At 43.8% G+C, this 21,674-nt stretch carries 24 protein-coding genes and 4 pseudogenes; 22 read left to right on the top strand and 6 right to left on the bottom strand.

What is annotated here, in order from left to right:
* Positions 1-7: 7 nt before the first annotated feature.
* Positions 8-580 carry an NAD(P)H-dependent oxidoreductase gene (locus KUH03_RS00865; RefSeq protein ID WP_120257260.1) on the top strand — a complete coding sequence of 191 codons (573 nt, stop codon included), beginning with the start codon at positions 8-10 and terminating at the stop codon, positions 578-580.
* A gap of 149 nt (positions 581-729) precedes the next feature.
* Here KUH03_RS00865 and KUH03_RS00860 read toward each other — a convergent pair whose 3' ends face one another.
* On the bottom strand, positions 730-1,074 hold the full coding sequence (locus KUH03_RS00860; RefSeq protein ID WP_373564919.1) for a DUF4199 domain-containing protein: 345 nt from the start codon (positions 1,072-1,074) through the stop codon (positions 730-732).
* 468 nt (positions 1,075-1,542) lie between these two features.
* On the opposite strand from KUH03_RS00860, the pseudogene KUH03_RS00855 reads away from it, so the two are divergent.
* Positions 1,543-2,135, top strand: a pseudogene (locus tag KUH03_RS00855) (YdeI family protein).
* Positions 2,136-2,302: 167 nt separating this feature from the next.
* Here the strand turns inward: KUH03_RS00855 and KUH03_RS00850 are convergent.
* The 4 genes and pseudogenes from KUH03_RS00850 to KUH03_RS00835 all read right to left on the bottom strand — a co-directional run bounded on the left by KUH03_RS00850 (position 2,303) and on the right by KUH03_RS00835 (position 6,328).
* Entirely contained in the window at positions 2,303-2,941 is a 639-nt protein-coding gene (locus KUH03_RS00850; RefSeq protein ID WP_257091132.1) for an isochorismatase family protein, read from the bottom strand.
* A gap of 285 nt (positions 2,942-3,226) precedes the next feature.
* Positions 3,227-4,860: pseudogene (locus KUH03_RS00845) on the bottom strand (UxaA family hydrolase).
* The gene (locus tag KUH03_RS00840; RefSeq protein ID WP_257091131.1) at positions 4,857-5,093 is read right to left on the bottom strand and encodes a hypothetical protein; all 237 of its coding nucleotides are present in this window, start codon (positions 5,091-5,093) and stop codon (positions 4,857-4,859) included. The pseudogene KUH03_RS00845 and the gene KUH03_RS00840 overlap by 4 nt, the downstream one beginning before the upstream one ends.
* The gene (locus KUH03_RS00835; protein ID WP_257091130.1) at positions 5,093-6,328 is read right to left on the bottom strand and encodes a tagaturonate reductase; all 1,236 of its coding nucleotides are present in this window, start codon (positions 6,326-6,328) and stop codon (positions 5,093-5,095) included. The genes KUH03_RS00840 and KUH03_RS00835 overlap by 1 nt, the downstream gene beginning before the upstream one ends.
* 291 nt (positions 6,329-6,619) lie before the next feature.
* On the opposite strand from KUH03_RS00835, the gene KUH03_RS00830 reads away from it, so the two are divergent.
* The 18 genes and pseudogenes from KUH03_RS00830 (at position 6,620) to KUH03_RS45100 (ending at position 17,955) form a co-directional block, all read left to right on the top strand.
* A complete protein-coding gene (locus KUH03_RS00830; RefSeq protein WP_257091129.1) occupies positions 6,620-6,868 on the top strand; it encodes a carboxypeptidase-like regulatory domain-containing protein in 249 nt (82 codons plus the stop codon).
* The gene (locus KUH03_RS00825) at positions 6,865-7,857 is read left to right on the top strand and encodes a TonB-dependent receptor plug domain-containing protein (protein WP_257091128.1); all 993 of its coding nucleotides are present in this window, start codon (positions 6,865-6,867) and stop codon (positions 7,855-7,857) included. The genes KUH03_RS00830 and KUH03_RS00825 overlap by 4 nt, the downstream gene beginning before the upstream one ends.
* On the top strand, positions 7,800-8,135 hold the full coding sequence (locus KUH03_RS00820; protein ID WP_257091127.1) for a hypothetical protein: 336 nt from the start codon (positions 7,800-7,802) through the stop codon (positions 8,133-8,135). Before KUH03_RS00825 ends, KUH03_RS00820 begins: the two co-directional genes overlap by 58 nt.
* 58 nt (positions 8,136-8,193) lie before the next feature.
* Positions 8,194-9,933, top strand: a complete 1,740-nt coding sequence (locus KUH03_RS00815; protein WP_257091126.1) for a TonB-dependent receptor — start codon at positions 8,194-8,196, stop codon at positions 9,931-9,933.
* Positions 9,930-10,112: a hypothetical protein gene (locus tag KUH03_RS00810; RefSeq protein WP_257091125.1), complete on the top strand. Its 183-nt coding sequence runs from the start codon at positions 9,930-9,932 to the stop codon at positions 10,110-10,112. Before KUH03_RS00815 ends, KUH03_RS00810 begins: the two co-directional genes overlap by 4 nt.
* Positions 10,085-11,254 (top strand): SusD/RagB family nutrient-binding outer membrane lipoprotein, encoded by a 1,170-nt coding sequence (locus KUH03_RS00805; protein ID WP_257091124.1) that lies wholly within the window; start codon positions 10,085-10,087, stop codon positions 11,252-11,254. The genes KUH03_RS00810 and KUH03_RS00805 overlap by 28 nt, the downstream gene beginning before the upstream one ends.
* A gap of 13 nt (positions 11,255-11,267) precedes the next feature.
* Entirely contained in the window at positions 11,268-11,837 is a 570-nt protein-coding gene (locus KUH03_RS00800) for a S9 family peptidase (RefSeq protein ID WP_257091123.1), read from the top strand.
* Entirely contained in the window at positions 11,822-12,415 is a 594-nt protein-coding gene (locus KUH03_RS00795; RefSeq protein ID WP_257091122.1) for a S9 family peptidase, read from the top strand. The genes KUH03_RS00800 and KUH03_RS00795 overlap by 16 nt, the downstream gene beginning before the upstream one ends.
* Positions 12,415-13,278, top strand: coding sequence for a hypothetical protein (locus tag KUH03_RS00790; protein WP_257091121.1), 864 nt, complete (start codon positions 12,415-12,417; stop codon positions 13,276-13,278). The genes KUH03_RS00795 and KUH03_RS00790 overlap by 1 nt, the downstream gene beginning before the upstream one ends.
* A gap of 5 nt (positions 13,279-13,283) precedes the next feature.
* The gene (locus KUH03_RS00785) at positions 13,284-13,970 is read left to right on the top strand and encodes a Gfo/Idh/MocA family protein (protein WP_257091120.1); all 687 of its coding nucleotides are present in this window, start codon (positions 13,284-13,286) and stop codon (positions 13,968-13,970) included.
* Positions 13,971-14,037: 67 nt separating this feature from the next.
* Positions 14,038-14,376 (top strand): annotated as a pseudogene (locus KUH03_RS00780) (acetylgalactosaminidase); the annotation flags it as partial.
* A 93-nt stretch (positions 14,377-14,469) separates the two neighbouring features.
* Positions 14,470-14,712, top strand: coding sequence for a hypothetical protein (locus KUH03_RS00775; RefSeq protein ID WP_257091118.1), 243 nt, complete (start codon positions 14,470-14,472; stop codon positions 14,710-14,712).
* A 6-nt stretch (positions 14,713-14,718) separates the two neighbouring features.
* Positions 14,719-15,363, top strand: a complete 645-nt coding sequence (locus tag KUH03_RS00770; protein ID WP_257091117.1) for a 6-phosphogluconolactonase — start codon at positions 14,719-14,721, stop codon at positions 15,361-15,363.
* 95 nt (positions 15,364-15,458) lie between these two features.
* A complete protein-coding gene (locus KUH03_RS00765; protein WP_257091116.1) occupies positions 15,459-15,782 on the top strand; it encodes a hypothetical protein in 324 nt (107 codons plus the stop codon).
* Positions 15,783-15,885: 103 nt separating this feature from the next.
* Positions 15,886-16,320: a hypothetical protein gene (locus KUH03_RS00760; protein WP_257091115.1), complete on the top strand. Its 435-nt coding sequence runs from the start codon at positions 15,886-15,888 to the stop codon at positions 16,318-16,320.
* Positions 16,321-16,473: 153 nt separating this feature from the next.
* Entirely contained in the window at positions 16,474-16,770 is a 297-nt protein-coding gene (locus KUH03_RS00755; RefSeq protein WP_257091114.1) for a hypothetical protein, read from the top strand.
* Positions 16,771-16,856: 86 nt separating this feature from the next.
* Positions 16,857-17,270: an amidohydrolase family protein gene (locus KUH03_RS45105; protein ID WP_306429417.1), complete on the top strand. Its 414-nt coding sequence runs from the start codon at positions 16,857-16,859 to the stop codon at positions 17,268-17,270.
* Between the two features lie 70 nt (positions 17,271-17,340).
* Entirely contained in the window at positions 17,341-17,955 is a 615-nt protein-coding gene (locus tag KUH03_RS45100) for an amidohydrolase family protein (protein ID WP_306429916.1), read from the top strand.
* 17 nt (positions 17,956-17,972) lie between these two features.
* Here the strand turns inward: KUH03_RS45100 and KUH03_RS00745 are convergent, their stop codons facing one another.
* The gene (locus tag KUH03_RS00745; RefSeq protein ID WP_257091113.1) at positions 17,973-18,974 is read right to left on the bottom strand and encodes a LacI family DNA-binding transcriptional regulator; all 1,002 of its coding nucleotides are present in this window, start codon (positions 18,972-18,974) and stop codon (positions 17,973-17,975) included.
* Between the two features lie 201 nt (positions 18,975-19,175).
* On the opposite strand from KUH03_RS00745, the gene KUH03_RS00740 reads away from it, so the two are divergent.
* Positions 19,176-20,420, top strand: a complete 1,245-nt coding sequence (locus tag KUH03_RS00740) for a TonB-dependent receptor (RefSeq protein ID WP_257091112.1) — start codon at positions 19,176-19,178, stop codon at positions 20,418-20,420.
* Positions 20,383-21,605, top strand: a pseudogene (locus KUH03_RS47880) (outer membrane beta-barrel family protein). Before KUH03_RS00740 ends, KUH03_RS47880 begins: the two are co-directional and overlap by 38 nt.
* Positions 21,606-21,674 lie beyond the last annotated feature (69 nt).

Here is a 21,674-nt window from a genome sequence, read left to right as displayed (position 1 = left end):
GCAGAAGATGAAGAACGTATTGTTAATCAACGGAGACCTTTTTAAAACAGCGTCCACTGATTTTTTGATGGATGCTTACCGCGCTGGTGTTTACCAAGCCGATGGTATTGTGCATGATCTGAAAATCGTTGACTTGCTTTTTAATTATAATATCAAACTTCCGTCCATCTACTCAAGTCCATTAGAGATTGATCTTCAGGATGCACTGCGTGAGCTACATTGGGCCAAACATATTGTCTTATTTTGCCCAGTCTATCGCTCCTATATACCTTCCAAAATAAGAGGGTTCTTTGATCGTTTATTCCTGTCCAATCAGAGCAACTTAGACCCTAATCGCATTGACAATAACTTTTATGGGAAATCTGCACGTATTGTCAGTATATTGGATAATGAGCTTTTTCATGAATATAGTCAGTTTAAGAAAACAAACTTTATGAGTATCAAGAAGGATGTTTTTGAAAGGTGTCATATCTCTCCGGTGCGAACTTCGGCAATGGGAGAGTTGCATAACTTAAAAAATTCATACAGTGAAAAATGGGCCGAAAAGTTAGCTCGGTTTGGAAGAATAGACTTGCTCTAAAAAATTAAGGCTTGCTTCTTTTTTGTCTTGATGACCCTTGTTATAAATCTGTCCATTAATTTCTTGTACTCCCAATTGAAAAGTGATACTTCCCTGTAAATTTTTGTTATCCAACTTTATTCAGACATTTAAAAGTTCTGGGTAGGGGATCACTTTTTTGTACGTATAAAAATCATCGCGATCGCTGTGGTGACAGCACCGAAAATGAAAGCAAAAATAGTAGAATTAATGGCATAATTCTTATAGTTGAAATTTGCTTCCGCTTCGGCTGTTGTTTTATAATAACCTATTTCGACCGATCGCTTGATGACGTTGGGGAAATACTCCGGACTGATGACATAAGAAATAATCCATTGTGTCAGCGGACTTAATAAAGCGATAATAGCAGAAAGCACTAAGCCCGAAATTAATCCCCGGGTATAGCTCATATTACCGTTGTAGAAATTTTTCTTCTTATCTTTCATTGCCAGTACCATAAATAGGATTGCCGGGATGGCAAAAGATTGGTTAGGTAAAGGTGATAGTCAATATACTTGCCATGGAGCCCACACACTTTTTCTAATAGCATCCACACTAAAGTCATCAGTGTGAAAAAAATAGCCCATTTAATCTCAATTTTAATATTTTTCATAATGCTCAGTTTTAGACGGTATCTTGTTATTTCTCTGGAAAACCATCAATAATCGGTTTATTAAATATAATATTAATTTGGATAGAAAAAACAAGGCTTTACCTGCTTTTTTGCGGTATCTAAATTGACTAAACTCCCCATCTAAAGCGATTCATCTCCGAGGTAATCCTGTAGAATTATTCCGTACTGACAAACTGTTGTCTTTTGTTTTACTAATTTTATATACCAATAATAGGGGGCGGGTTGATAATGCAGTAAAATGCTGAACCCTGTAGAAATATTTCTGTGGGGATAATCCCGTCGAGATCCGGAAATAATAAATAAACTACAAATGAATAAGATACATCAGGTAAAGGAAGTGCAGTCCATCAGTATTCACACACAGGCGGAATGGCGGCAGTGGCTAATGGATAACCATCTTGTGGAGAAATCCGTGTGGATTATCTGTCATACAAAGAATTCAGGGCAGCCGGCTGTAGCCTGGAGTGAATTGGTGGATGAAGCATTGTGTTTCGGCTGGATTGATAGTACAAGAAAAACAATTCAGAAAGGCTCTTTTAAGCAGTTATTCAGCAGACGTAAGTCCAAGGGAACTTGGTCTAGGGTCAACAAGGAAAAAATAGTGAAGCTTATTGCGAATGGACAGATGACTCCAGCAGGACTGGAAGTAATCAGATTGGCCCAGGAAAACGGCTCGTGGTCCGCTCTCGATAGTGTAGAGGAACTGTTTATTCCGGAAGATCTGGACAGCGCATTGAAGAGCTATCCTGAGGCTGAAGCATTCTTTGCCGGTTTGAGTAAATCAGCAAAAAAATGTTGCTGCAATGGATTGCGTTAGCGAAGCGTCCTGAAACCCGAAACAAACGGATCGTGGAAATTGCGGAACAGGCTGCTTGCCAAATGAAACCAAAGCAATTTCGATAATCTTAATGATTGAATAAATAAATTATTATTTGTAATTATTCTAAATAAGACTTATCTTCGAGACGACATAAGCACTTAAATTTGTTGTTTCATAGGAAGACTAGTCGTGAGATTAGTCTTTTTTATTTAGACTGCCATAATTTTTACGACAGTCTAATGTGTGGTTATTATTTATTCTCAAGTGCCACTTCCTGTGCTTTGTAGTAACTTTCAATCAAGGCCTGGTAATTTGGCATGACCATGGAAAGTGCTTTGGCATATTTCGTCGCATCCTTGTGTTGCCAGCTTTTTAATACTTCACTGATAACAGCAGTAGTTGTGATTGGGATAACTCCTGCCAGCTGTAGTCTTGCAAGAGTTACCTGAGTCGATAGCGGGCTCATATCCCCAGAGGCATCAATGACCGCAAATACCTCATAACCTTCGGCGATCGCTGAAATAGCAGGAAAGGCAACACAGACACTGGTCAGTACTCCCGCAATCACTAATTTTTTCTTCCCGGTATTCTTCACTGCTTGAACAAAAGCCGGAGTATCCCAGGCATTAACCTCTCCAGTACGACCAACATATACAGCTTGTGGCGCATTTTCGTGGATTTCGGGCATTAATGGTCCATTGGGGCCTTTGGGTTCTGATGCGGTAGTAATGACCGGAATATTTTCTATTGCGGCAATTTGGGCTAGTGCCACGACATTGTTTCGTAATGTAGGTACTTCGATATCTTTGACTGTTTGGAATAGACCACTCTGGTGGTCGATTAGTAAAAATGCAACATCATCTGCATTGATTCTTGTTGTAAGTGCCATAATTTTAAAATTTTAATTTGTATAATAAATCTTTGGTTAAAGGTAGGCAGCGTATTTGTAGTGGAAAATAAAGCAGATTAAGCCTAAGACTTAAGGTACATTAAGTCTTAGGAAATGAACTGTTTCGAAAGAGGCCGTTCATTAGGAATACATTCTAGTTCGGAACTGATGGAACAACCCTTCATGGGCACCTTAGTATGCAAATGGGAGAATTTAGTTACGGTTAACAAATTATAAGTCTTCTCAAGTGGATATTAAAATAGTTCTGTTTGATGGAAAGAAGACTTAAAGGCTCACGCCACGTTTCCAAGGAATAAAATCGTCCTGTCGAAGTTGTACTGCTTTAGGAATGATTTTTCCGCTGGCTGCCAAAATACAATATTCAAGGATTTCTATTCCCATTTGCTCAATTGTCTTCTGGCCTTCGATAATGGCTCCTGTATTGATATCGATGATATCAGACATGTGGGTGGCTAGTCGATTGTTGGTGGCTATTTTGATCGTTGGGCAGATTGGATTGCCTGTCGGTGTGCCTAGACCTGTAGTAAATAGCATGAGGGTTGCTCCAGCGGCGGCTTTTCCTGTCGTTGCTTCCACATCATTGCCAGGGGTACAGACAAGACTGAGTCCAGCTTTGTTTGCCGGTTCGGTATAATCCAGAACAGCTACTACAGGTGAAGTACCTCCTTTTTTGCAGCTCCATTGCTCTTTATGGCATCAGTAATAAGGCCATCCTTAATATTCCCAGGTGAAGGATTCATATGAAAGCCGGACCCAGCCTGTTCAGCTGCAAAGCTGTAGTCACTCATCAGCTTTATAAATTTATGAGCGGTTTGTGCATCTTGCATGCGGTCGATGAGCTGCTGTTCGGCCCCGCAGAGTTCAGGAAATTCGGCCAGGAGAACCTTGCCTCCCAGAGCAACCAGAAGATCCGAGCAGTAACCTACTGCGGGATTGGCAGAGATGCCGCTGAAGCCATCGCTACCACCACATTTGACGCCAAGGGTAAGTTTGCTGATTGGTTGTGGTGTTCGTCGCAGTTTATTGGCCTCGACCATGCCAATAAATGTTTCTTTAATGGCATGCTGCATAAGAGCTCTTTCACTTCCTATTTGCTGCTGCGAAAATACAAGCAACGGTTTGTTAAATTGGGGGTTGCGATGGAATAGTGCAGCGCGAAAGTCTTCGACTTGTAGATTCTCGCAGCCTAGGCTCAATACAGTAACACCAGCAACATTGGGATGATCTGCATAGGCGGCTAATAAATGGGCAAGTACAGTTGCGTCTTGCCGGGTTCCCCGCAACCACCTTGATGCTGTAAAAATTTAATGCCGTCAACGTGCGTAAAAACACGTGCTTCATGTTGCGTGCTTTCGGGTGATAGATCCACTTGCTCTAGGTTTTCAATAGAATCATAAGCGCGCAATAGAGCCCGGGTATAATTTTTATATATATTGGAACTGCCGTAACCCAGTTCTTCCTCCATGGCCTGCCGGAGGACATCAATATTTCTATTTTCACAAAAAACGGTTGGAATACATAGCCAGTAGTTCGCAGTGCCTACACGACCGTCTGCACGGCGGTAACCCATAAAATGTCGATCTTTGAATGAGCTGACATCTGGTGGTGTCCATTGTTGTGAAAATCCTCGGTATTGAAAGGAATCCACAGCATGTTGGGTATTGGCAGTGTCCATCAGACTGCCTTGTGTCACATCTTGCGTTAAACGGCCAACGACGACACCATACATCAGGACCTCTTGCCCAGCTTTCAGGTCCTCTATAAAAAAATTTATGTTTGGCCGGAATATCATTATGGAGGTAATACGTGTTGGATCCGTTTCTTACGGTAGTCTGTGCGTATAAATCCCTCAGTGCGACAATTACATTGTCTTTGGGATGTATTTTAAGTGTATTCATACTGTTTGCTGTTCGAAAAGATAATCAACTATGGTGCTGCGTAGTCCCAACTGTTTAATACGTTGTAAAATTTCACTGACCATGCAGGCAAGTCCAGAGTAGTTTAGGAGAGACTCACCCCAGATCTGCTGGTCTGCTAGTAAGGATTGAACGGGATCAGGCTGTTGCAGATGTAATTGCACTGCAGTGCGGTAATCGTCATGAAAGTCGTTTTCTTCAGTGGTCTGCTGCATCAGCAAAATATAGGCTGCAAAGCCGATGGCGACCCCTGTGGGGGAGCTTGATGCTGGCCATACCAATAAGGCAGTATAGGAAGCACCCGGGTCTTGATCTTACTGCTGAATTGTATGGCAATGGAAATCCATTGATGGGAAAGAAATGGATTTTTGAAACGGTCAATGACGGTATGGGCAAACTGGTCAGCTTCTGTAGTTAGGATTCCTGTTTGCAGGAGGCTAGGGCCAATTTCCTTGAAAAGGATCTGACGGATATAACAGTCCAGGACTGCATCTGTAAAGAATGTTTTGACATCTCCAATACCGGAAAGTATAGCCAGACCACAGCAGAGTGTATGAGTCGCATTTAACAGGCGGAGCTTAATCTCTTTGTACTTAGTGATATTTGGAACTATTTTGATCGATGGATCCAGGGCTGCAAAAGACAGCTTGTTGTGTACAACACTGCTATCCGATTCGATGGCCCATAGCCGGTAGGGTTCTGCCATTATCGCAAGTGAATCCACATAGGGCAGTGTCTCTGGGGCTACCTTATTGAGGACAATCCGGTCTACTAGCGAATTACAGAAGTAGTTTGCTTGATCAACCCAATCGATAAAGGTGTCTTCAAGTTGTTGCTGATGACATAAATTGAGGATAATATCTTTAAGTACAGCAGCATTGTCTGTAATGAGTTCGGTAGGTATAATGACCAACCCTTTGGTCGGATCCGCATCGAAATGCCGATAACGAGCATATAGGTAAGCAAGTATTTTAGCGGCAAGGCTTATTGGTGGACTGTCATGGATTGTACCTTCGGAGCCGACAATACCAGCTTCGGTGGTATTGGAAATCAGGATCTCCATTTCGGGAGATCTGGCGGTCTTTAAGATTTCATGCCATTGTTGCTGCGCAGACAATACGCGGGAAATAGCAGCATTGACCTGTCTAGAGACGATATGCTGTCCATCTTCGTACCCCTGTACAAGTAAAGTATAGAGCGAATTTTGCTGTTCAAAGGCTGTTGTACTGCCTTGATCGGTCGACTTGACGACTAAAATTCGGCCTTGAAAGATGCCAGCGAGATTGGCTCGGTGGATATAGTCGTCAGGTAGGCCACGCAAAAGGGCTCCAGTGCCAAATTGGATCACCCGTTCAGGTAGTGTCAATAGAGACAGCTCGGGGATATCGACCCATGTGGGATCTATAGCGTTCAGCTGCTTCCAAGATAATGTGGCTTTATTATTTTCCATTGTTCGTTTTTTTAGCGCGGCAATTGGGTTTTGATCTGATTTACAATTCTACTGTTTATTATGAAAAGCAACAATGAAAATCAATGATAACGTTATCGGTCCGATTTGCTCTGATCAAACTGTCAGAAAAGTTTTATTGATCGTTTGAACGCTTTATATAGACGGCGGATTTTCGGTAACGCTACCGCTACTTTATTCGGGCAATCTGTTGGATTTCTTTCTCCAAAGGTCTTTCTTTGGGTATAACGCAATGGAAATAAACTAAAATCCAACAATTTAAATCGATAAATTATGATAGCTCGTATCGACAGTAAACATTTGTTTTATGTGGGGCTAATTGGCTGTTATTTCTTCCTTTTTACCAAGGGAGCTCATGCACAGCCAAGCACCCGGATAGGAAAGGTGATCAGCACGACGGATCAGAAACCGCTACTGGGAGTGACGGTGCTAAACCTCAGCACGCAGCTGGCGGAGCACACAGACCAAGAAGGTAATTTTAGTATCAGGGCTGCGGTGGGGATAGACTCAAGTTCTCTTTGATCGGGTATAAATCGGCGGAGTTGCCTGTGACGGCAGCAGGCTTATTGACCGTTGGCCTTGCACAGGAGAATTTTACCATCGATGAGGTTGTGGTAACAGCACTTGGTATCAAAAGGGAAACGAGAGGACTTACCTATGCAACACAGCAGCTTAGTGGCAGTGCCGTTAATGACGCTAGGGACAATAGCGGGAATATCATGAGCAGTCTCACGGGTAAAGTGGCCGGTGCTGTTATTACCACTGCCGCCTCCGGTCCCGGTGCTTCAGCACGGGTGGTTCTCCGCGGTAACAAATCCATTTCAGGAAATAATAATGCCCTGATCGTTGTCGATGGCGTACCATATGACAATTCAAGTGCACAGCAGGCGACTGGTACGACCTATAACTACGGTACCAGTGATGGTGCTGCCAATATCAATCCGGATGATGTGGAATCCATCAACGTGCTCAAAGGTCCCTCAGCAGCGGCGTTGTATGGAAGCAGAGCTGCAAACGGGGCAATTCTGATCACGACCAAACAGGGAAAGTCGGGACGATATACGATAGATTACAACGGAAGTGCCTTCTTTGATCAGGTCAACCTACTTACCGAGTTTCAAAATACCTATGGCCGAGGAAATGGTGGTGTCAGCGGGACAAACATCGGGGAGAGTTGGGGACCAAAGGCACAAACCTATAAAAATAATGTTAAGGACTTCTATGAAAATTCGGCAACTTTCAATAACAGTATCAGCACCTATGGTGGTACAGAGAAGCTGCAGGGATATGTTTCCTATGCCAACAACAAAATCGGCGGGATTATCCAGGGTAACTCACTTAAACGTAACAGCCTTAATCTGCGCGTCAATACGGAGCTTATTCCCAAATTGAAAACGGATGTCAAACTCAATTATGTCAATCAGCAGATTGACAACCGGCCACGCCTGGGGATATGGGGATTCCTGTTGAAGCCTATATTATTCCACGGGACATGGATAAAAATGAACTGATGGATTATGAGACCATCGATCCCAATACAGGTCAGCCCCTACGTAAATACTGGTCGGGATCGGCCATTTACGATAATCCTTATTGGAGTATCAACCGTACATCTGTCAATGAAGTACGTGATCGCATTACAGCACTGGGTTCGGCGACTTATCAGCTTAAGGACTGGATCAGCATCATGGGCAGATATAGCTTTGATAAATATATTGATAATACGGATGGTTCCTTTTTGCGAGTACAGTATCTGTTGGCGATGTGCGCAAAGGGGGAAATATTATGAGACGAATGCCCGGTACCAAGAAAGTAACCTTGACTTTCTGATCAACGGTAAAAATCCGTTGACAGAACATATCGCCATTACCTACAATCTCGGGGCTAGTACACTACGTCGGAAATACAGTAGTTTTCAGAATATGGCCAATGGTCTATCCATTCCAAATGAGTTTAGCCTGAAAATGGCAACGACGCCTGAGTTTTTAGCTATAGCAGGCTACGAGCGCCGCCTCAATTCCGTTTATGCCAGTACACAGCTATCCTTTGACAATACTATTTTTTTGGATATGACTGCCCGTAATGACTGGACCTCAACATTGAAAGCACCGCACAGTTATTTTTATCCTTCTGTTGGTATGTCTGCGATATTCAATGAGTTGTTACAGATGCCTGCTTGGGTCAATTTTGGAAAAATTAGAGCATCTTATACTCAGGTCGGTAATGATGCTGATCCGTATCTGCTCAGACAGCTTTATTCATTTGGATTGGGAGCCGGAAATGGATTTATTTCCCGCTCGCCGATTAAAGCTATTCCAGACCTAAAACCCGAATTGACCAAGTCATTTGAAGCAGGTCTTGATATGAAATTCTTTGGAAACAGACTAGGTTTTGACCTGACTTTGTACAAAAGCAATACGGTAAATCAGCTACTCTTTCTGGGGCTGCCTATGGCTAGCGGTTATAGCCGGCAATACATCAATGCAGGGGATATTGAAAACCGAGGACTTGAACTGCAGCTGATGGCAACGCCTATAAAAAGCGAACATTTTTCTTGGGAGACGACGTTGAATTTTGCCAGTAACACCAACAAGATAATCGCATTGCACGATAAAACAAAACGAGCCAATATTACCGACAATAACAGGTATGCCACAGTTGTGGTAAACGAAGGAGAGAAGTATGGTGACCTCTACGGTTATGCTTGGAAACGTGATCCACAGCGTGGAAAATTTGTGGTGGATGGTAGTGGGTTGCCGGTGGTAGAGGCGAATCAAAAATTAGGTAACTTTAATCCCAAGGCTTTATTGGGTTGGTCCAATTCCTTTTCATACAAGGGTTTTACGCTCAATACATTAGTGGATGCAAGAATTGGAGGAGAAATAGTCTCAGGAACTTCAGCCTACCTCGCAGCCTTTGGTGTAGCAGACTACACCTCAATGTATCGCGAAGGTGGTCTCGTACTGGATGCTGTGGATGCTAATGGTGCCGCCAATACACAAGCCATCACCGCGCAGCAGTTGTGGACACGTGTATCACAAAATGGCCGGGATGGTTGGGGTGAGTTTTTTACTTATGACATGACTAATGTGCGGCTCCGGGAATTGTCCATTACTTATAGGTTGGACTTAAAGAATACCTCGGTATTCAAGAATGCAGGGCTATCCCTAACAGGACGTAACCTCTTTTTATCTACCGCGGAAAATCCAAACTGGATATACCGGGAATTGGGAAGACAAAAACCCGATAGACCCCGAGGCTGCGCTGGGAGCTGGCAATTATCAGGGTGTGGAAGTTGGACTACCACCGTCGGTACGGACATTCGGGCTAAACTTAAAATTAACCTTTTAACAGTTGTAAACATGAGAAGAAACATGCTATATGGTGCTTTGCTAGGATTGAGCCTTATTTCTTGCAGCAAAGATTTTGATCGGATTAACAGCGATCCCAACAACATCACGGTGATCACACAGCGTGAGCTACCCTTTATGTTTGCAAAAGCACAGTCTTCGGCTGCGATGAACCGTTCTTTTACCAAACCGTACAGAATCTTGGCGCCGATCTCTATGGACAGTATTTTGCATTGACAACTAATTCTTTCAGTACGGATCGCTACCTGCTGACACCTGACTGGCAGCGGAGATTCTGGACTGTGGTGTATGTGGATACCGCGCCGCAGCTTAAAAGTATTATGGATAATACCGAGTCTGGTACGGGGAAGCGGCACTCGCGAATATTATGTGGGTATATGCCTTTCACCGCTTGACTGATCATTTTGGTCCGATCCCTTATTTTGCAGCAGCAGAGGCTCGCGATGTCATTCCTTACGATCCGATGGATAAGATCTATGCGGATTTTTTTACTCGTCTTACGACAGCGGTAGACCAGCTGAAAGCCCTGCCTGCGAGTGCAACAATCTTTCAGGGATATGATCTAATGTATAACGGAAATGTGGAAAATTGGATCCGCTTTGCGAATTCCATGCGCCTACGGCTCGCTCTTCGGATATCAAAAGTAGATCCCATAAAGGCAAAGTTTGAAGCTGAAGCTGCGGTGGCAGCAGGTGTGATGACCAGTAATGGTCAAAATGCCACCATGCTCAAGTCACTCTCGGGCAACGATACCAACGGTCTTTCACAGGTGGCTGTTTGGAACGAATTTTCGATGAGTTCAACGATAGCCTCATATCTCAAAGGCTATGAAGATCCAAGATTGGGTATTTATTTTCAACCCAGCTTGAGTGGAAAAGTCTTTAACAGCGTACGTAATGGAGCTATAGCCACCGATCTTGGGCAGCCAAGAAATCAGTCGAGAGCCAATTCCAATGTGGGTACCTACTGGGTGCGCTACAATGGCGAAGTGCTTGAAGGTAATTTTACACAGAATTTTCATATTATGTGCGCCGCCGAATCGTTTATGCTGCGTGCGGAAGGCGCTCTGAATGGTTGGAATATGGATGGTACAGCACAGGTGCTCTACGAACAAGGAATACGTCTGAGTATGGCGCAATGGGGTGTCAATGATGAAACAATCATCCGCAATTACCTTTCCTCAACGAATAGACCGACCGCTCCGGGCGATTACCATAATTCTCCAGCAGTTGCCGTAACTCCAATTAAATGGAGCGGTACGGAGGCTGAACAGCGTGAACAGATTGGTGTACAGAAGTGGCTTGCAATCTATCCCAACGGTATGGAAGCATGGGCTGAATACCGTCGTTCAGGATACCCAAAGATGTATGCGGTGCTACAGTCCGACAATCCCGACCTGCCGGCTGGAACATTTATCAAGAGGTTGCCTTACCCTTTGACGGAAGTGACAGACAACTTTGCCGAATTGACAAAGGGTCGTGCCTTGCTCGGTGGAGCGGATAACGCCGCAACTAAACTTTGGTGGGACGTGGATTAAGGGTTAAATAAGGATGAATTTTAAACTATATACAGTCACGCTTATGATGACATTCGGACAGCAGGTAGCTGCACAGACAGCCCTACCGGAAATACTATCCATCCCAAAGGACATTGATCCGCTCAAGGAATTAATCGAAAGTCAGGCGGATGAACTCTTGTATAAACTGCCGATGGATCGTATTGTAGACCCTGAACAACTCTTAAATCAGATTCATACCAATCTTCAATTGGGTAACAGCGACGATAGCGATCTGGATATGCGGGTTGTTGCTAGCCTGGACTGTGGTGGCTATACGGTATATAATCTGATCTTTCAAAGTCTGCCGGGCGTATACGTCCCAGCCAACCTCTATGTTCCCAAAGGGCAAGGGCCTTTTCCAGCGATATTAAACAGCCACGGTCATTGGGCACCGGGACGTCGTAGTGAAATCGTGCAACGGACATCTCAAATACTAGCAAGCAATGGCTATGTATGCCTTAGTATCGATGCTATGGGGGCGGGGAACGTGGACGTCGGCACGAACATGAATATCATGGGGCCAATCTGGGGTCATTATTACTGGATATGGGGACACCCCTAATGGGGATACAGCTGCAGGAAAATAAACGTGCTATAGATCTGCTATGCAGCTTGGATTATGTGAATAAAGAGCAAATTGGCGCTACTGGTGCCAGTGGTGGTGGCAATCAGACCATGTGGCTAACAGCAATGGATGCTCGCGTCAAAGCTGCTGTCCCGGTAGTCAGTATAGGTACCTTCCGCTCTTATATTATGAATAGCAACTGTGTCTGTGAGTTACATCCTAATGGCCTGCAGCATTTTGAAGAGGGGCAGCTCTTGCAGGCGATGGCTCCTAAGGCTGTAAAGATCATTACAGCCCTAAAAGATGGGAACGCCGCATTTAACGTTCATCAGATGCTGAAGTCGTATCGTCTTGGCAAGTTAGCATATCAACAACAGGACTCGGCTGATCAATTAGCGTATGAATTATTTGATGAGTCGCACAGCTATACAATTGAAATGAATAAAGCTATGCTCTCTTGGTTTAATAAAAGCTTTAATTATCGCCAGTCCTTACCAATTGAGCTAAATGCGGTACATATGCTCGATACCAGTCGTTTGTCGGTGTTGCAATATGGGATTAAAAGCGAAAAATAATGACGATACCAGCCTTTGTGAATAGGGAGTTCAAACTAGCTGAAAATAAGTTAATCGTTACTAATGGGCGGAGCACAGAAACCTATCTGCAGGAGCTCCGCTTGCTGCTCTCCAAGGTCGAATCGGATCGACTGCTTTCGGTAAGAACGTTATTACCTGAGGCAGGATGGCGACGAATTATTCTCGAAACGGCTCAGCGGCAACTGATTCCTCTGCTCGTTAAGGAGCCTGCTGGAGGAGGGCAGATGATGCACGTGCTATTCCCCGATCAGGGCAAACAGGGACTTAATCTTACGGAAATTGAACAGATGGTCGCGAGGGGCGAGGGCATTGCGATCGTAGATCTCTTTGGCCTCGGGGAGCGAGCTTCAGCCAGTGCCGAACATATTGATGGGGCGCTACCTCGTTTTCATACCATCTCACGTTCAATGCTTTGGATGGGGCAAACTATGATGGGAATATGGGCCAACGAGATTACGCTCGTAAGTGACTATCTGCAGCAACATTACGGTAACCATAAGCTGATTGTTCATGCCTATCGCGAAACTGCTTTGGCAGCCTTGATCAGCAGCGACTTATCGCCACAACAACGGATACTGCAGCTCCGGCGATTGCCCGCCAGTTACCTGCCAGATATGACCGGCAGTCTGGAAAATTTCAACATGGCCGTCCATATTCCTGGAATTTTAAAGTGGGGCGATATACCCTTGTTGTTGGCATTGAGTAGGGAAGATATTAATGTGGATGAGCTGATGCCCTGGAGTGGTAAAAGCTGCCCAGAAAAGGATAAAAAGCAATTATTGAATAAGGTAAATGCGTATAAAAGAAAGTTTAACATTGGAGGAACTCTCCAGATCAATTAGTGACCATGGGAACAAATAGAAGATCATTTTTAAAATTATCTGGTCTAGCCGGTTTTGGACTAATAACCGGTTGCACTGCACAGGAAAAGGAAACCTCGGGTACTAAACTCGATCATATCCGGCTGGAAGCATCTAAAAAATATAACAGCATTTTTAACATGTCGGGCTATGCCGCACCCAAAATTGAAACTGTACGCGTGGGTTTTATTGGTGTTGGAAACCGGGGCTCGGCGGCGGTAGAACGAATGAGCCAGATTGCTGGTGTCAGCATTCATGGTATCTGCGACATCAGGCCGGAAAAAGCCCATGAAGCCAAAGAGCGGATTAAGACGTCAGGCCATATTGCCACAATTTATGCCAAAACTGGAGAAGATTGGAAAAGGATGTGTGAATCGGATCAATTTGATCTGATCTATATTGCTACACATTGGAGCATGCATGCTGATATGGCGATCTATGCCATGGAACAGGGTAAACATGTCGCACTCGAGATCCCCGCGGCAATTACCGTGGAGGACTGCTGGAGATTGGTGAGAACCTCCGAAGCAACAAAAAAACATTGTGTGATGCTCGAAAATTGCTGTTACGACTATTTTGAGCTATTGACGCTCAACTTGGCAAGACAGGGGTTTTCGGTGATATCATCCACTGTGAGGGGGCTTATATCCATGATATCATGGACAGCCTTTTGATGAGAAAAAGCGATACGATTTTTGGCGGCTCAAAGAAAATGCTGCTCGAAACGGAAATCTATATCCAACCCATGGACTGGGGCCGATTTGCCAGATACTTCGGATCAATCGTGGCAACAAAATGGACTATATGAACTCAATGTCTTCAAAGGACTTTATGCTTAATTCCAAAGCAAAGGAAATGGCACAGGTAGATAAGCAGTTTGAAAGTTATGTCGATAAACCTTTCCGCGGAAATATTAATGTGTCGAACATTATGAACTCAGACGGTAGTACGATGATGTTGCAGCATGACGTAAGTTCACCGCGTCCGTATTCGCGTATTCATCTGGTGAGTGGTACAAAGGCTTTTGCTCAAAAATATCCATTGCCTGGAAAGATTGCTATAGGGCATGATGATTTTTAGGAGCAACCGAGATGGCTGAATTGGAAAGAAGTATGCTCCTGGTATTATCACCAGGATCGGCGAGCTAGCAAAAGCAATTGGTGGTCATGGGGGATGGATTTTATGATGGATTGGCGATTGATCGACTGTCTTAGAAATGGGCTTCCGGTCGATATGGATGTCTACGATGCCGCAAGCTGGAGTGTTATCGGCCCATTGAGCGAATGGTCTGTGGCTAATGGCTCCCAACCGATTGAAATACCAGATTTTACAAATGGCCTCTGGAAAGATAATCTGGTACATGATATCAACTTAACAAAAGGTGGAACAACACAAGTATTGAAATCAACTAAATAAAATCAAGTGAACTTAAAAACTTTTAAAACACGCGAAGAACTGGGTTTGGCGGCTGGAACGGCCGGAATCGAGGCTATTAAAACTGCAATAGCGGAAAATGGTGAGGTAAATATTATTCTGGCGACAGGACAGAGCCAGTTTGAAACTTTGGCAACGCTGGTAGCGGCGACGGATATTGATTGGGGCAAAGTACGGATGTTTCATCTGGATGAATACATCGGTATTCCGGTAACACATAAAGCAAGCTTCCGTAAGTATTTGACCGAGCGCTTTCTTAATCTTGTAGCTCCTTTAAAAGAGGTCGTGCTCATTAATGGAGAAGGGGATCCCCAAGCTGAATGTGAACGTCTCGACAAAAAAATCGGTGCACATCCCATTGACGTTGCCTTTGTCGGGATAGGCGAAAATGGACACCTAGCTTTCAACGATCCGCCTGCGGATTTTGATGCCAGTGGAGCTTATCTGGTAGTAAACCTTGATACACAGTGCAGGCAGCAACAGCTAGGCGAGGATGGTTTGCATCGATTGACGAAGTTCCTGCTCAGGCTATCAGTATGTCTATTCGACAGATTATGTTATCCCGAAAAATTATATGTGCAGTACCAGATAAACGAAAAGCAGAGGCGGTGCGGAACTGCCTCTCCGGGATGATCTCGAACTGGCACCCTGCGAGCATATTACAGCAACACACGGATAGTACTTGCTATCTCGACAAAGAATCAGCTTCTTTACTATAATCCGCTGCGATGACATCAACTGCTTTAGATCGAAAGACAACATTGGTATCCATAGGGATCATAGGACTGATGTTCTTTATTTTTGGATTTGTCTCCTGGGTAAATGCGATACTGATTCCTTATTTTAAAATCGCATGTGAATTAAGTAATTTTCAGTCGTATTTGGTAGCGTTTGCGTTTTACATTTCCTACTTGTTGATGTCGATGCCTGCATCTTATATATTAAAGAAGCTGGGTTATAAAAATGGGATTATGGTCGGTTTTGGATTATGGCAATGGGAGCATTGTTATTCGTCCCGGCTGCTTATGGACGTACATACCTTATTTTTTTAGTAGGTCTTTTTACTTTGGGTACCGGATTGACGGTGCTGCAAACTGTCGCTAACCTGTATATTACACTGATTGGTGAAAAGAGCGGGCAGCACAACGAATTAGCATGATGGGGATCTGTAACAAAGGAGCCGGGATACTGGCTCCGCTGATCTTTTCATATGTTATCCTGCGACCCCAGGACAATACGCTTTTTAATCAACTGGAAGCAATGGATGAGGTATCCCGTGCCATCGCGTTGGATGAGTTGATTTTACGTGTCGTCTGGCCTTACACTGTCGTAAGTGGGGTGCTGTTTCTGATTGGGGTATTAGTCAAGTTTTCCATTCTCCCAGAATTGGATCAACAGGAAGCCCCTATAGCGGATGGACAAAGGATAAACAAAAAGGAATCTTTCAGTTCCCTCACCTCGTACTTGGGGCACTGGCAATTTTTTTTGCATGTGGGAACGCAAGTCATTGCGATCGATACCATAATTAATTATGCCGGATCGATGGGGTATCCCTGTTGGAAGCCAAAGCTCTGCCATCTTATACATTAACTGCTACGATCTGTGGATATCTCTGCGGTATTGTGCTGATCCCAAAGATCTGCAGCCAACGACTCGCGCTTAAATTTTGTACGATCCTTGGGTTAATGCTGGCGTTATTAGTTTGTACATCGCATGGCTCTGTCTATTTTTTTGAATAAAGATTTGGATATTTCGGTTTGGTTCATCGTACTGATCGGGCTACCCAATGCCCTGATTTGGGCTGGAATTTGGCCCCTAGCATTGGAAGGCTTGGGAAGTTATGCAAAACAGGGGTCTGCATTGTTGATTATGGGACTGAGTGGGAATGCCGTATTACCGTTGCTGTATGGATTATGGGCAGATGCTGTTGATGTAAGGTCTGCCTATTGGATATTGATACCTTGTTTTCTATATTTAGTTTTCTATGCATTCAAAGGCCATAGGTTACGCACATGGAATATATTTAATAAACAAAATTGAGCTATGCTAACGATTACAAACACTAACATCATTACGCCCAATCGCATCATTGAAAATGGAACAATAAGGATTGCTGAGGGAAAATTGTGGATATCGCTACGCAGCGAGTTTCAGCGGAAGAGCAGTCAGGTGAATGGCTGGATGCCAAGGGGCTTTTTTTGTCCCCGGGATTTATTGATATCCATGTGCATGGGGGTGGTGGTGCCGATTTTATGGATAATACGGTTGATGCTTTTCTAAAAGTTGCACAGACACATGTCTGTTATGGTACCACAGCGATGTTGCCGACGACACTGACCAGTGAGCCAAGTGAGTTATTGGCTTTGTTTGATACCTATATGGAGGCTTTAAACCGCAACGTGCACGGCTCGCGCTTTTTGGGGTTGCACTTGGAGGGACCTTATTTTGCGATGAACCAGCGGGGGCACAGGATCCACGTTATATTCGAAATCCAGACCCGAATGAGTATTTGCCTATTCTCGAGCAGTATCATCACCTGATTGCACGATGGAGTGCCGCTCCTGAACTTCCGGGGCGCTTGATTTTGGACAGAAAGTCCATGACTATGGAATTTTACTGGCCCTGGCTCATACAGATGCTATCTATGAAGAAATCCTCCCAGCAGTCGAACACGGCTATCGGTTGGCAACTCATTTGTATTCGGGAATGTCTGGAATGACACGACGGAATGCTTATCGTTATGCTGGGGCAATAGAAAGCTGTCTGCTTCTAGATGCTATTGATGTCGAGATTATCGCCGATGGTGTTCATTTGCCAGAACCCTTTTTAAAATTGATCCATAAAATCAAGGGTGATGATAAAATCATTCTGATTACAGACGCCATGCGGGCCGCAGGAATGCCCGAAGGAAAAAGTATATTGGGAAGTCTTACAGGTGGAATTGAAGTTATTGTTGAAGATGGCGTTGCTAAACTACCTGATTACTCTTCTTTTGCCGGGAGTGTCGCTACCGCCGATCGGCTAATCAGGACTATGATCAATATGGCTGGTTTAGATCTTATAACGGCCATAAAGATGATGACGCTAAACCCTGCAAGATTACTTGGCTGCGACGATCGTATGGGTGCGATAGATATCGGCAAGGATGCGGATATTGTTCTGTTTGATCAAGATATACGGGTACACTATACTTTTATATCCGGCAAATTATGTTATAAAAATTAATTAGGTGATCTTGTTGATCACCGAATCACGAACCACCAGTTTTCCAGGGAGTATAATATCCTGAATTTCGAAGTCTTTATTTTTATGTGACGGATCAGCAGGGCACAGCTACGTTTTCCGATATCAAAGGCGGGTTCCTCTATGGTGGTCAGATTGGGTTCGACTACGGTGCAGATGGGGTCATTTGTAAAACCAATAACGCTGATATCAATACCTACGCGCAAGTTGTGTTTTTTGATGCACAAGATTGCACCGACAGCTTTGCGGTCATTGGCGGCAAAGATGGCGTCGGGACGCTGAGGTAGTGCCAGTAGTTTGGTTGTATCCTCACTGCCGTGAATTTGCGAGAAACCGGAATGTACGATCAGGTTCTCTTCTAAAGGTCTGTTGCACTGTTTCAAGGCTTCAATATAACCGTTGAGCCGCTGTTGTGTAAATTTGAGGTCTTTCGGACCAGCAATATGGGCAATACGGTTGGCGCCATTCTCGAGTAGAAATCTTGTTGCCTGAAAAGCGCCCGCAAAGTCATCCTGTACAACTTTCGATGCTACGATATTATTTGGGACCCGGTCGAAAAATACAATAGGTAGCCCTTTAGCCATCAGTCGTTCAAAATGTTCGTTGATATAGGAATCCGAAGATATGGAGACTAGAAGTCCGTCGAGGCTACTGGTCGATAGGTTTTCCAGTAGGCTCTGCTCACGGGCCATACTATCGTTGGTGACATAAAGAATGATATTGTAATCCTGTTCATAGGCTTCCTCCTGAATACCTGAAATAACTGTCGAGAAATAATAGTTGGTAATAAATGGAATGACAACGCCAATATTTTTTGTTGAACCTGAGGCTAATGCCGCTGCATTTTTGTTGGGCTTAAAATTAAGTTCCCTGGCCAGTGACAATACTTTCTGACGTGTTGTGGGGTTGACATCATGCGTGTCTCGAAACGCTCGTGAAACAGTGGAAACAGAAATGCCAAGCATTTCAGCAATATCCTTGATGCCGATGGGATTTTTCATAGATAAAAGGTTGGTTCGAATTATTCGATTTACAATTTACTAAAAACTATTTATATATGATTGTGATATATGATATTGCCCTGTCAGAATTCAGTTACTATGATTTTTTTATCTTTATTGAGCATCAATAAAGAGGAGGTTTTTTGTTTTATTGCTTAGCTTGCTTTTTTATCTGTTATTACGTACGATTAAGGGTAGCCAATGATCCTATTTGATTTTATAAAACTCGTATTGATTGCAACTGTCTTCTTATGGAGTGGAGTACTCTATGGGCAGAATGATAGTGACCTGGTCAAAGGCAAGGTGGTTGATCCGGGGATGTCACCTGTTGCCTTGGCTACAGTAGGCCTGTACAGTAGCAGTGGGATATTGGTATCCAGTACAAACACCGATAGTCTCGGGACTTTTCAGCTTCGGGGTAAAATTCCGGGTAAATATTTTATCGCAGTGAAACACCTTGGCTACCAAGATTATAGGAGCACGCTATTTGACCTTGCCAATAGTAATTTGGAGATAGTAAAACTCTCCCGACAGGAAAATAAGCTGGAAGCAGTGACAGTCGAAGGCAAAAGAGCGGTGCTGACGGTTGATGGCGGCACCATTGTCTATCAGGTAGAAAATAGTATCGGAGCACAGGATATTTCGGCCTTTGATGCATTGAAAAGAGCTCCTGGTGTACAGATCGAAAATGAAGTCGATATTACGCTCAATGGTAAAAGCGGGGTGCAGATACTGTTGGATGGAAGACAAACTTTTCTTTCGGGCAAGGAGCTCAGCGATCTATTGAAGTCGATGTCATCGAATAACATCAGATCCATCGAAATTGTCAATAGTCCCTCGGCTAAATATGATGCGAGCGGTGCAGCTGGTATTATCAATATCAAAACGAAGAAAAATCAGTTGAAGGGCTTGAATGGAAGTATAACAAGTGCCTTTGCTTATGGTGTCAGCCCGAAGCAATTGCAGCATATGACCTTCAATTACCGGGTGAACAAACTTAATGTATTTGGGAGTTATAACCATACACTTGGCCACTACAATTACTTGTATGGCACTAATCGTCAGCAAAACGGCAAATCCTATGACAGCCACACGGTCGATGTGGATAAGCGCCAGAAAATGGGCGCTCAGGTGGGGATAGATTACTTTCTCAATGATAAAAATACAATAGGTCTTTTGGTAAACGGTAATTTTATCTTCGGTGGCGGACTGACCAATACAGCTACGACGATTGCTACACTTCCCTCGGTAGTGTTGGAAGGATCTCTTGATGCTATCAACGATTACTACGGCCAGAGCACCAAGCGCTACAACTTTAATCTGAACTACAAATATGAAGATACGTTGGGCCGTAGCTTAAATGTGGATTTGGATTACGGTCTTTTGATAAATGGAATAAAAACCTGCAATCGAATACCTATCGGGACAATGGGGAAATGTCTTTGACGAGAATCTGTACCGTACGCTGAATGATATCGATATTGATCTAAAAGGGCTAAAGGTGGATTACGCTACGAAACTGTGGGACGGAAAATTGGAAGCAGGTGCCAAATATTCGGCTGTAGGTTCTAAAAACAATTCCCGGTTTTATCATGTCGGCCCTGTAAGTGATAGTCTCGATAATAGACGGTCCAATGATTTTCATTTTGACGAACGCATAGCTAGTGCATATCTTGACTATAAAAGAACGATCGGAGAATGGTCTCTCCAAGCTGGACTAAGGCTAGAAAATGCGAATTCCAAGGGTGTTTTATTTTATAGGGAGCAAGAAAAGGATCTGGATGATCAAATCAATAGAAATTTCACTAATCTTTTCCCTTTTTTATCTATCACTAGGCAACTGGCCAATAAACAGACGATTTCACTGTCATACGCTAAGCGTATTGAACGACCAGCCTATCAGGATTTGAATCCTTTTGTCTATATGCTCGATGAGCTGTCTTTCTGGAAAGGAAACCCTTTTTGATCCCTTCACTGACCCAACGATTTTCCTTACTTTATTCCCTAAAGAGCTCGACGGTTGTCGGCTTAAATTATGCGTATACGGATCAATTGAATGCCAAAATAACGGATACATTGGAAGCTGATAAAATAATGATGATCAGCAAAAATGTGGGTACACAAAAGCATTGGTCGCTATCCTTGACTCAGACGCTATCACCAAAACCTTGGTGGGATATTACCTTGAATGGGTTGCTATATTATATCCACAATGATGTTTCATTTGACCAGTACCAAAACCTCAATTTAAAGCAGACTGCGGGACGTGTTAGCCTTCTTCAGTCTTTTAAGCTGCCGAATAAGGTGCGGTGTGAGATTTCAATGGTCTACAACTCGAAGCGGCTGGGTGGAGCAAATACGATAAGTAGACCGATCAGTCAAGTGGATATTGCATTACAAAAGAGTTTATGGAAGGACAAGGCGACGCTTAGACTAGCCGTGACGGATGTCTATAAAGGCAACCAGATTAAATACACGCAGAATTTACCCGGCTTGCAGTCATCAAGCTATGGCTATTATGAGTCAAGGCAGGTGCGTCTTAGTTTTGGCTATAGATTTAGCCGTGGGGCGACAAAGGAACAGCGTAGTCGAAAGTCAGCGCTCGAAAGTGAAAGTGGCCGAATACAGTAACGAAAAAATAAAGGATGTCAATCAGCTCCTGTGTTTTCTAAATATCGCGTTCTTGTAAAGCCATTGAGA

It is taken from the genome of Sphingobacterium sp. E70 (assembly GCF_019285695.1).
In the GTDB taxonomy this organism is placed as follows: domain Bacteria; phylum Bacteroidota; class Bacteroidia; order Sphingobacteriales; family Sphingobacteriaceae; genus Sphingobacterium; species Sphingobacterium detergens.
The sequence above is the reverse complement of the archived record's forward strand: the minus strand, read 5'-3'. Positions and strand labels throughout refer to the sequence as shown.

Bases quoted from the DNA above. Each gene is read 5' to 3' on its own strand.
- KUH03_RS00830 (WP_257091129.1), top strand. From the start codon at position 6,620: ATGATAGCTCGTATCGACAGTAAACATTTGTTTTATGTGGGGCTAATT.
- KUH03_RS00765 (WP_257091116.1), top strand. From the start codon at position 15,459: ATGACATCAACTGCTTTAGATCGAAAGACAACATTGGTATCCATAGGG.
- KUH03_RS00760 (WP_257091115.1), top strand. From the start codon at position 15,886: ATGATGGGGATCTGTAACAAAGGAGCCGGGATACTGGCTCCGCTGATC.
- KUH03_RS00785 (WP_257091120.1), top strand. From the start codon at position 13,284: ATGGGAACAAATAGAAGATCATTTTTAAAATTATCTGGTCTAGCCGGT.
- KUH03_RS00805 (WP_257091124.1), top strand. From the start codon at position 10,085: ATGTGGGTATATGCCTTTCACCGCTTGACTGATCATTTTGGTCCGATC.
- KUH03_RS00745 (WP_257091113.1), bottom strand. From the start codon at position 18,974: ATGAAAAATCCCATCGGCATCAAGGATATTGCTGAAATGCTTGGCATT.
- KUH03_RS00800 (WP_257091123.1), top strand. From the start codon at position 11,268: ATGAATTTTAAACTATATACAGTCACGCTTATGATGACATTCGGACAG.
- KUH03_RS00835 (WP_257091130.1), bottom strand. From the start codon at position 6,328: ATGGAAAATAATAAAGCCACATTATCTTGGAAGCAGCTGAACGCTATA.
- KUH03_RS00740 (WP_257091112.1), top strand. From the start codon at position 19,176: ATGATCCTATTTGATTTTATAAAACTCGTATTGATTGCAACTGTCTTC.
- KUH03_RS00775 (WP_257091118.1), top strand. From the start codon at position 14,470: ATGGATTTTATGATGGATTGGCGATTGATCGACTGTCTTAGAAATGGG.
- KUH03_RS00850 (WP_257091132.1), bottom strand. From the start codon at position 2,941: ATGGCACTTACAACAAGAATCAATGCAGATGATGTTGCATTTTTACTA.
- KUH03_RS00840 (WP_257091131.1), bottom strand. From the start codon at position 5,093: ATGCAGCAGACCACTGAAGAAAACGACTTTCATGACGATTACCGCACT.
- KUH03_RS00865 (WP_120257260.1), top strand. From the start codon at position 8: ATGAAGAACGTATTGTTAATCAACGGAGACCTTTTTAAAACAGCGTCC.
- KUH03_RS00820 (WP_257091127.1), top strand. From the start codon at position 7,800: ATGGGGATTCCTGTTGAAGCCTATATTATTCCACGGGACATGGATAAA.
- KUH03_RS00795 (WP_257091122.1), top strand. From the start codon at position 11,822: ATGGGGACACCCCTAATGGGGATACAGCTGCAGGAAAATAAACGTGCT.
- KUH03_RS00790 (WP_257091121.1), top strand. From the start codon at position 12,415: ATGACGATACCAGCCTTTGTGAATAGGGAGTTCAAACTAGCTGAAAAT.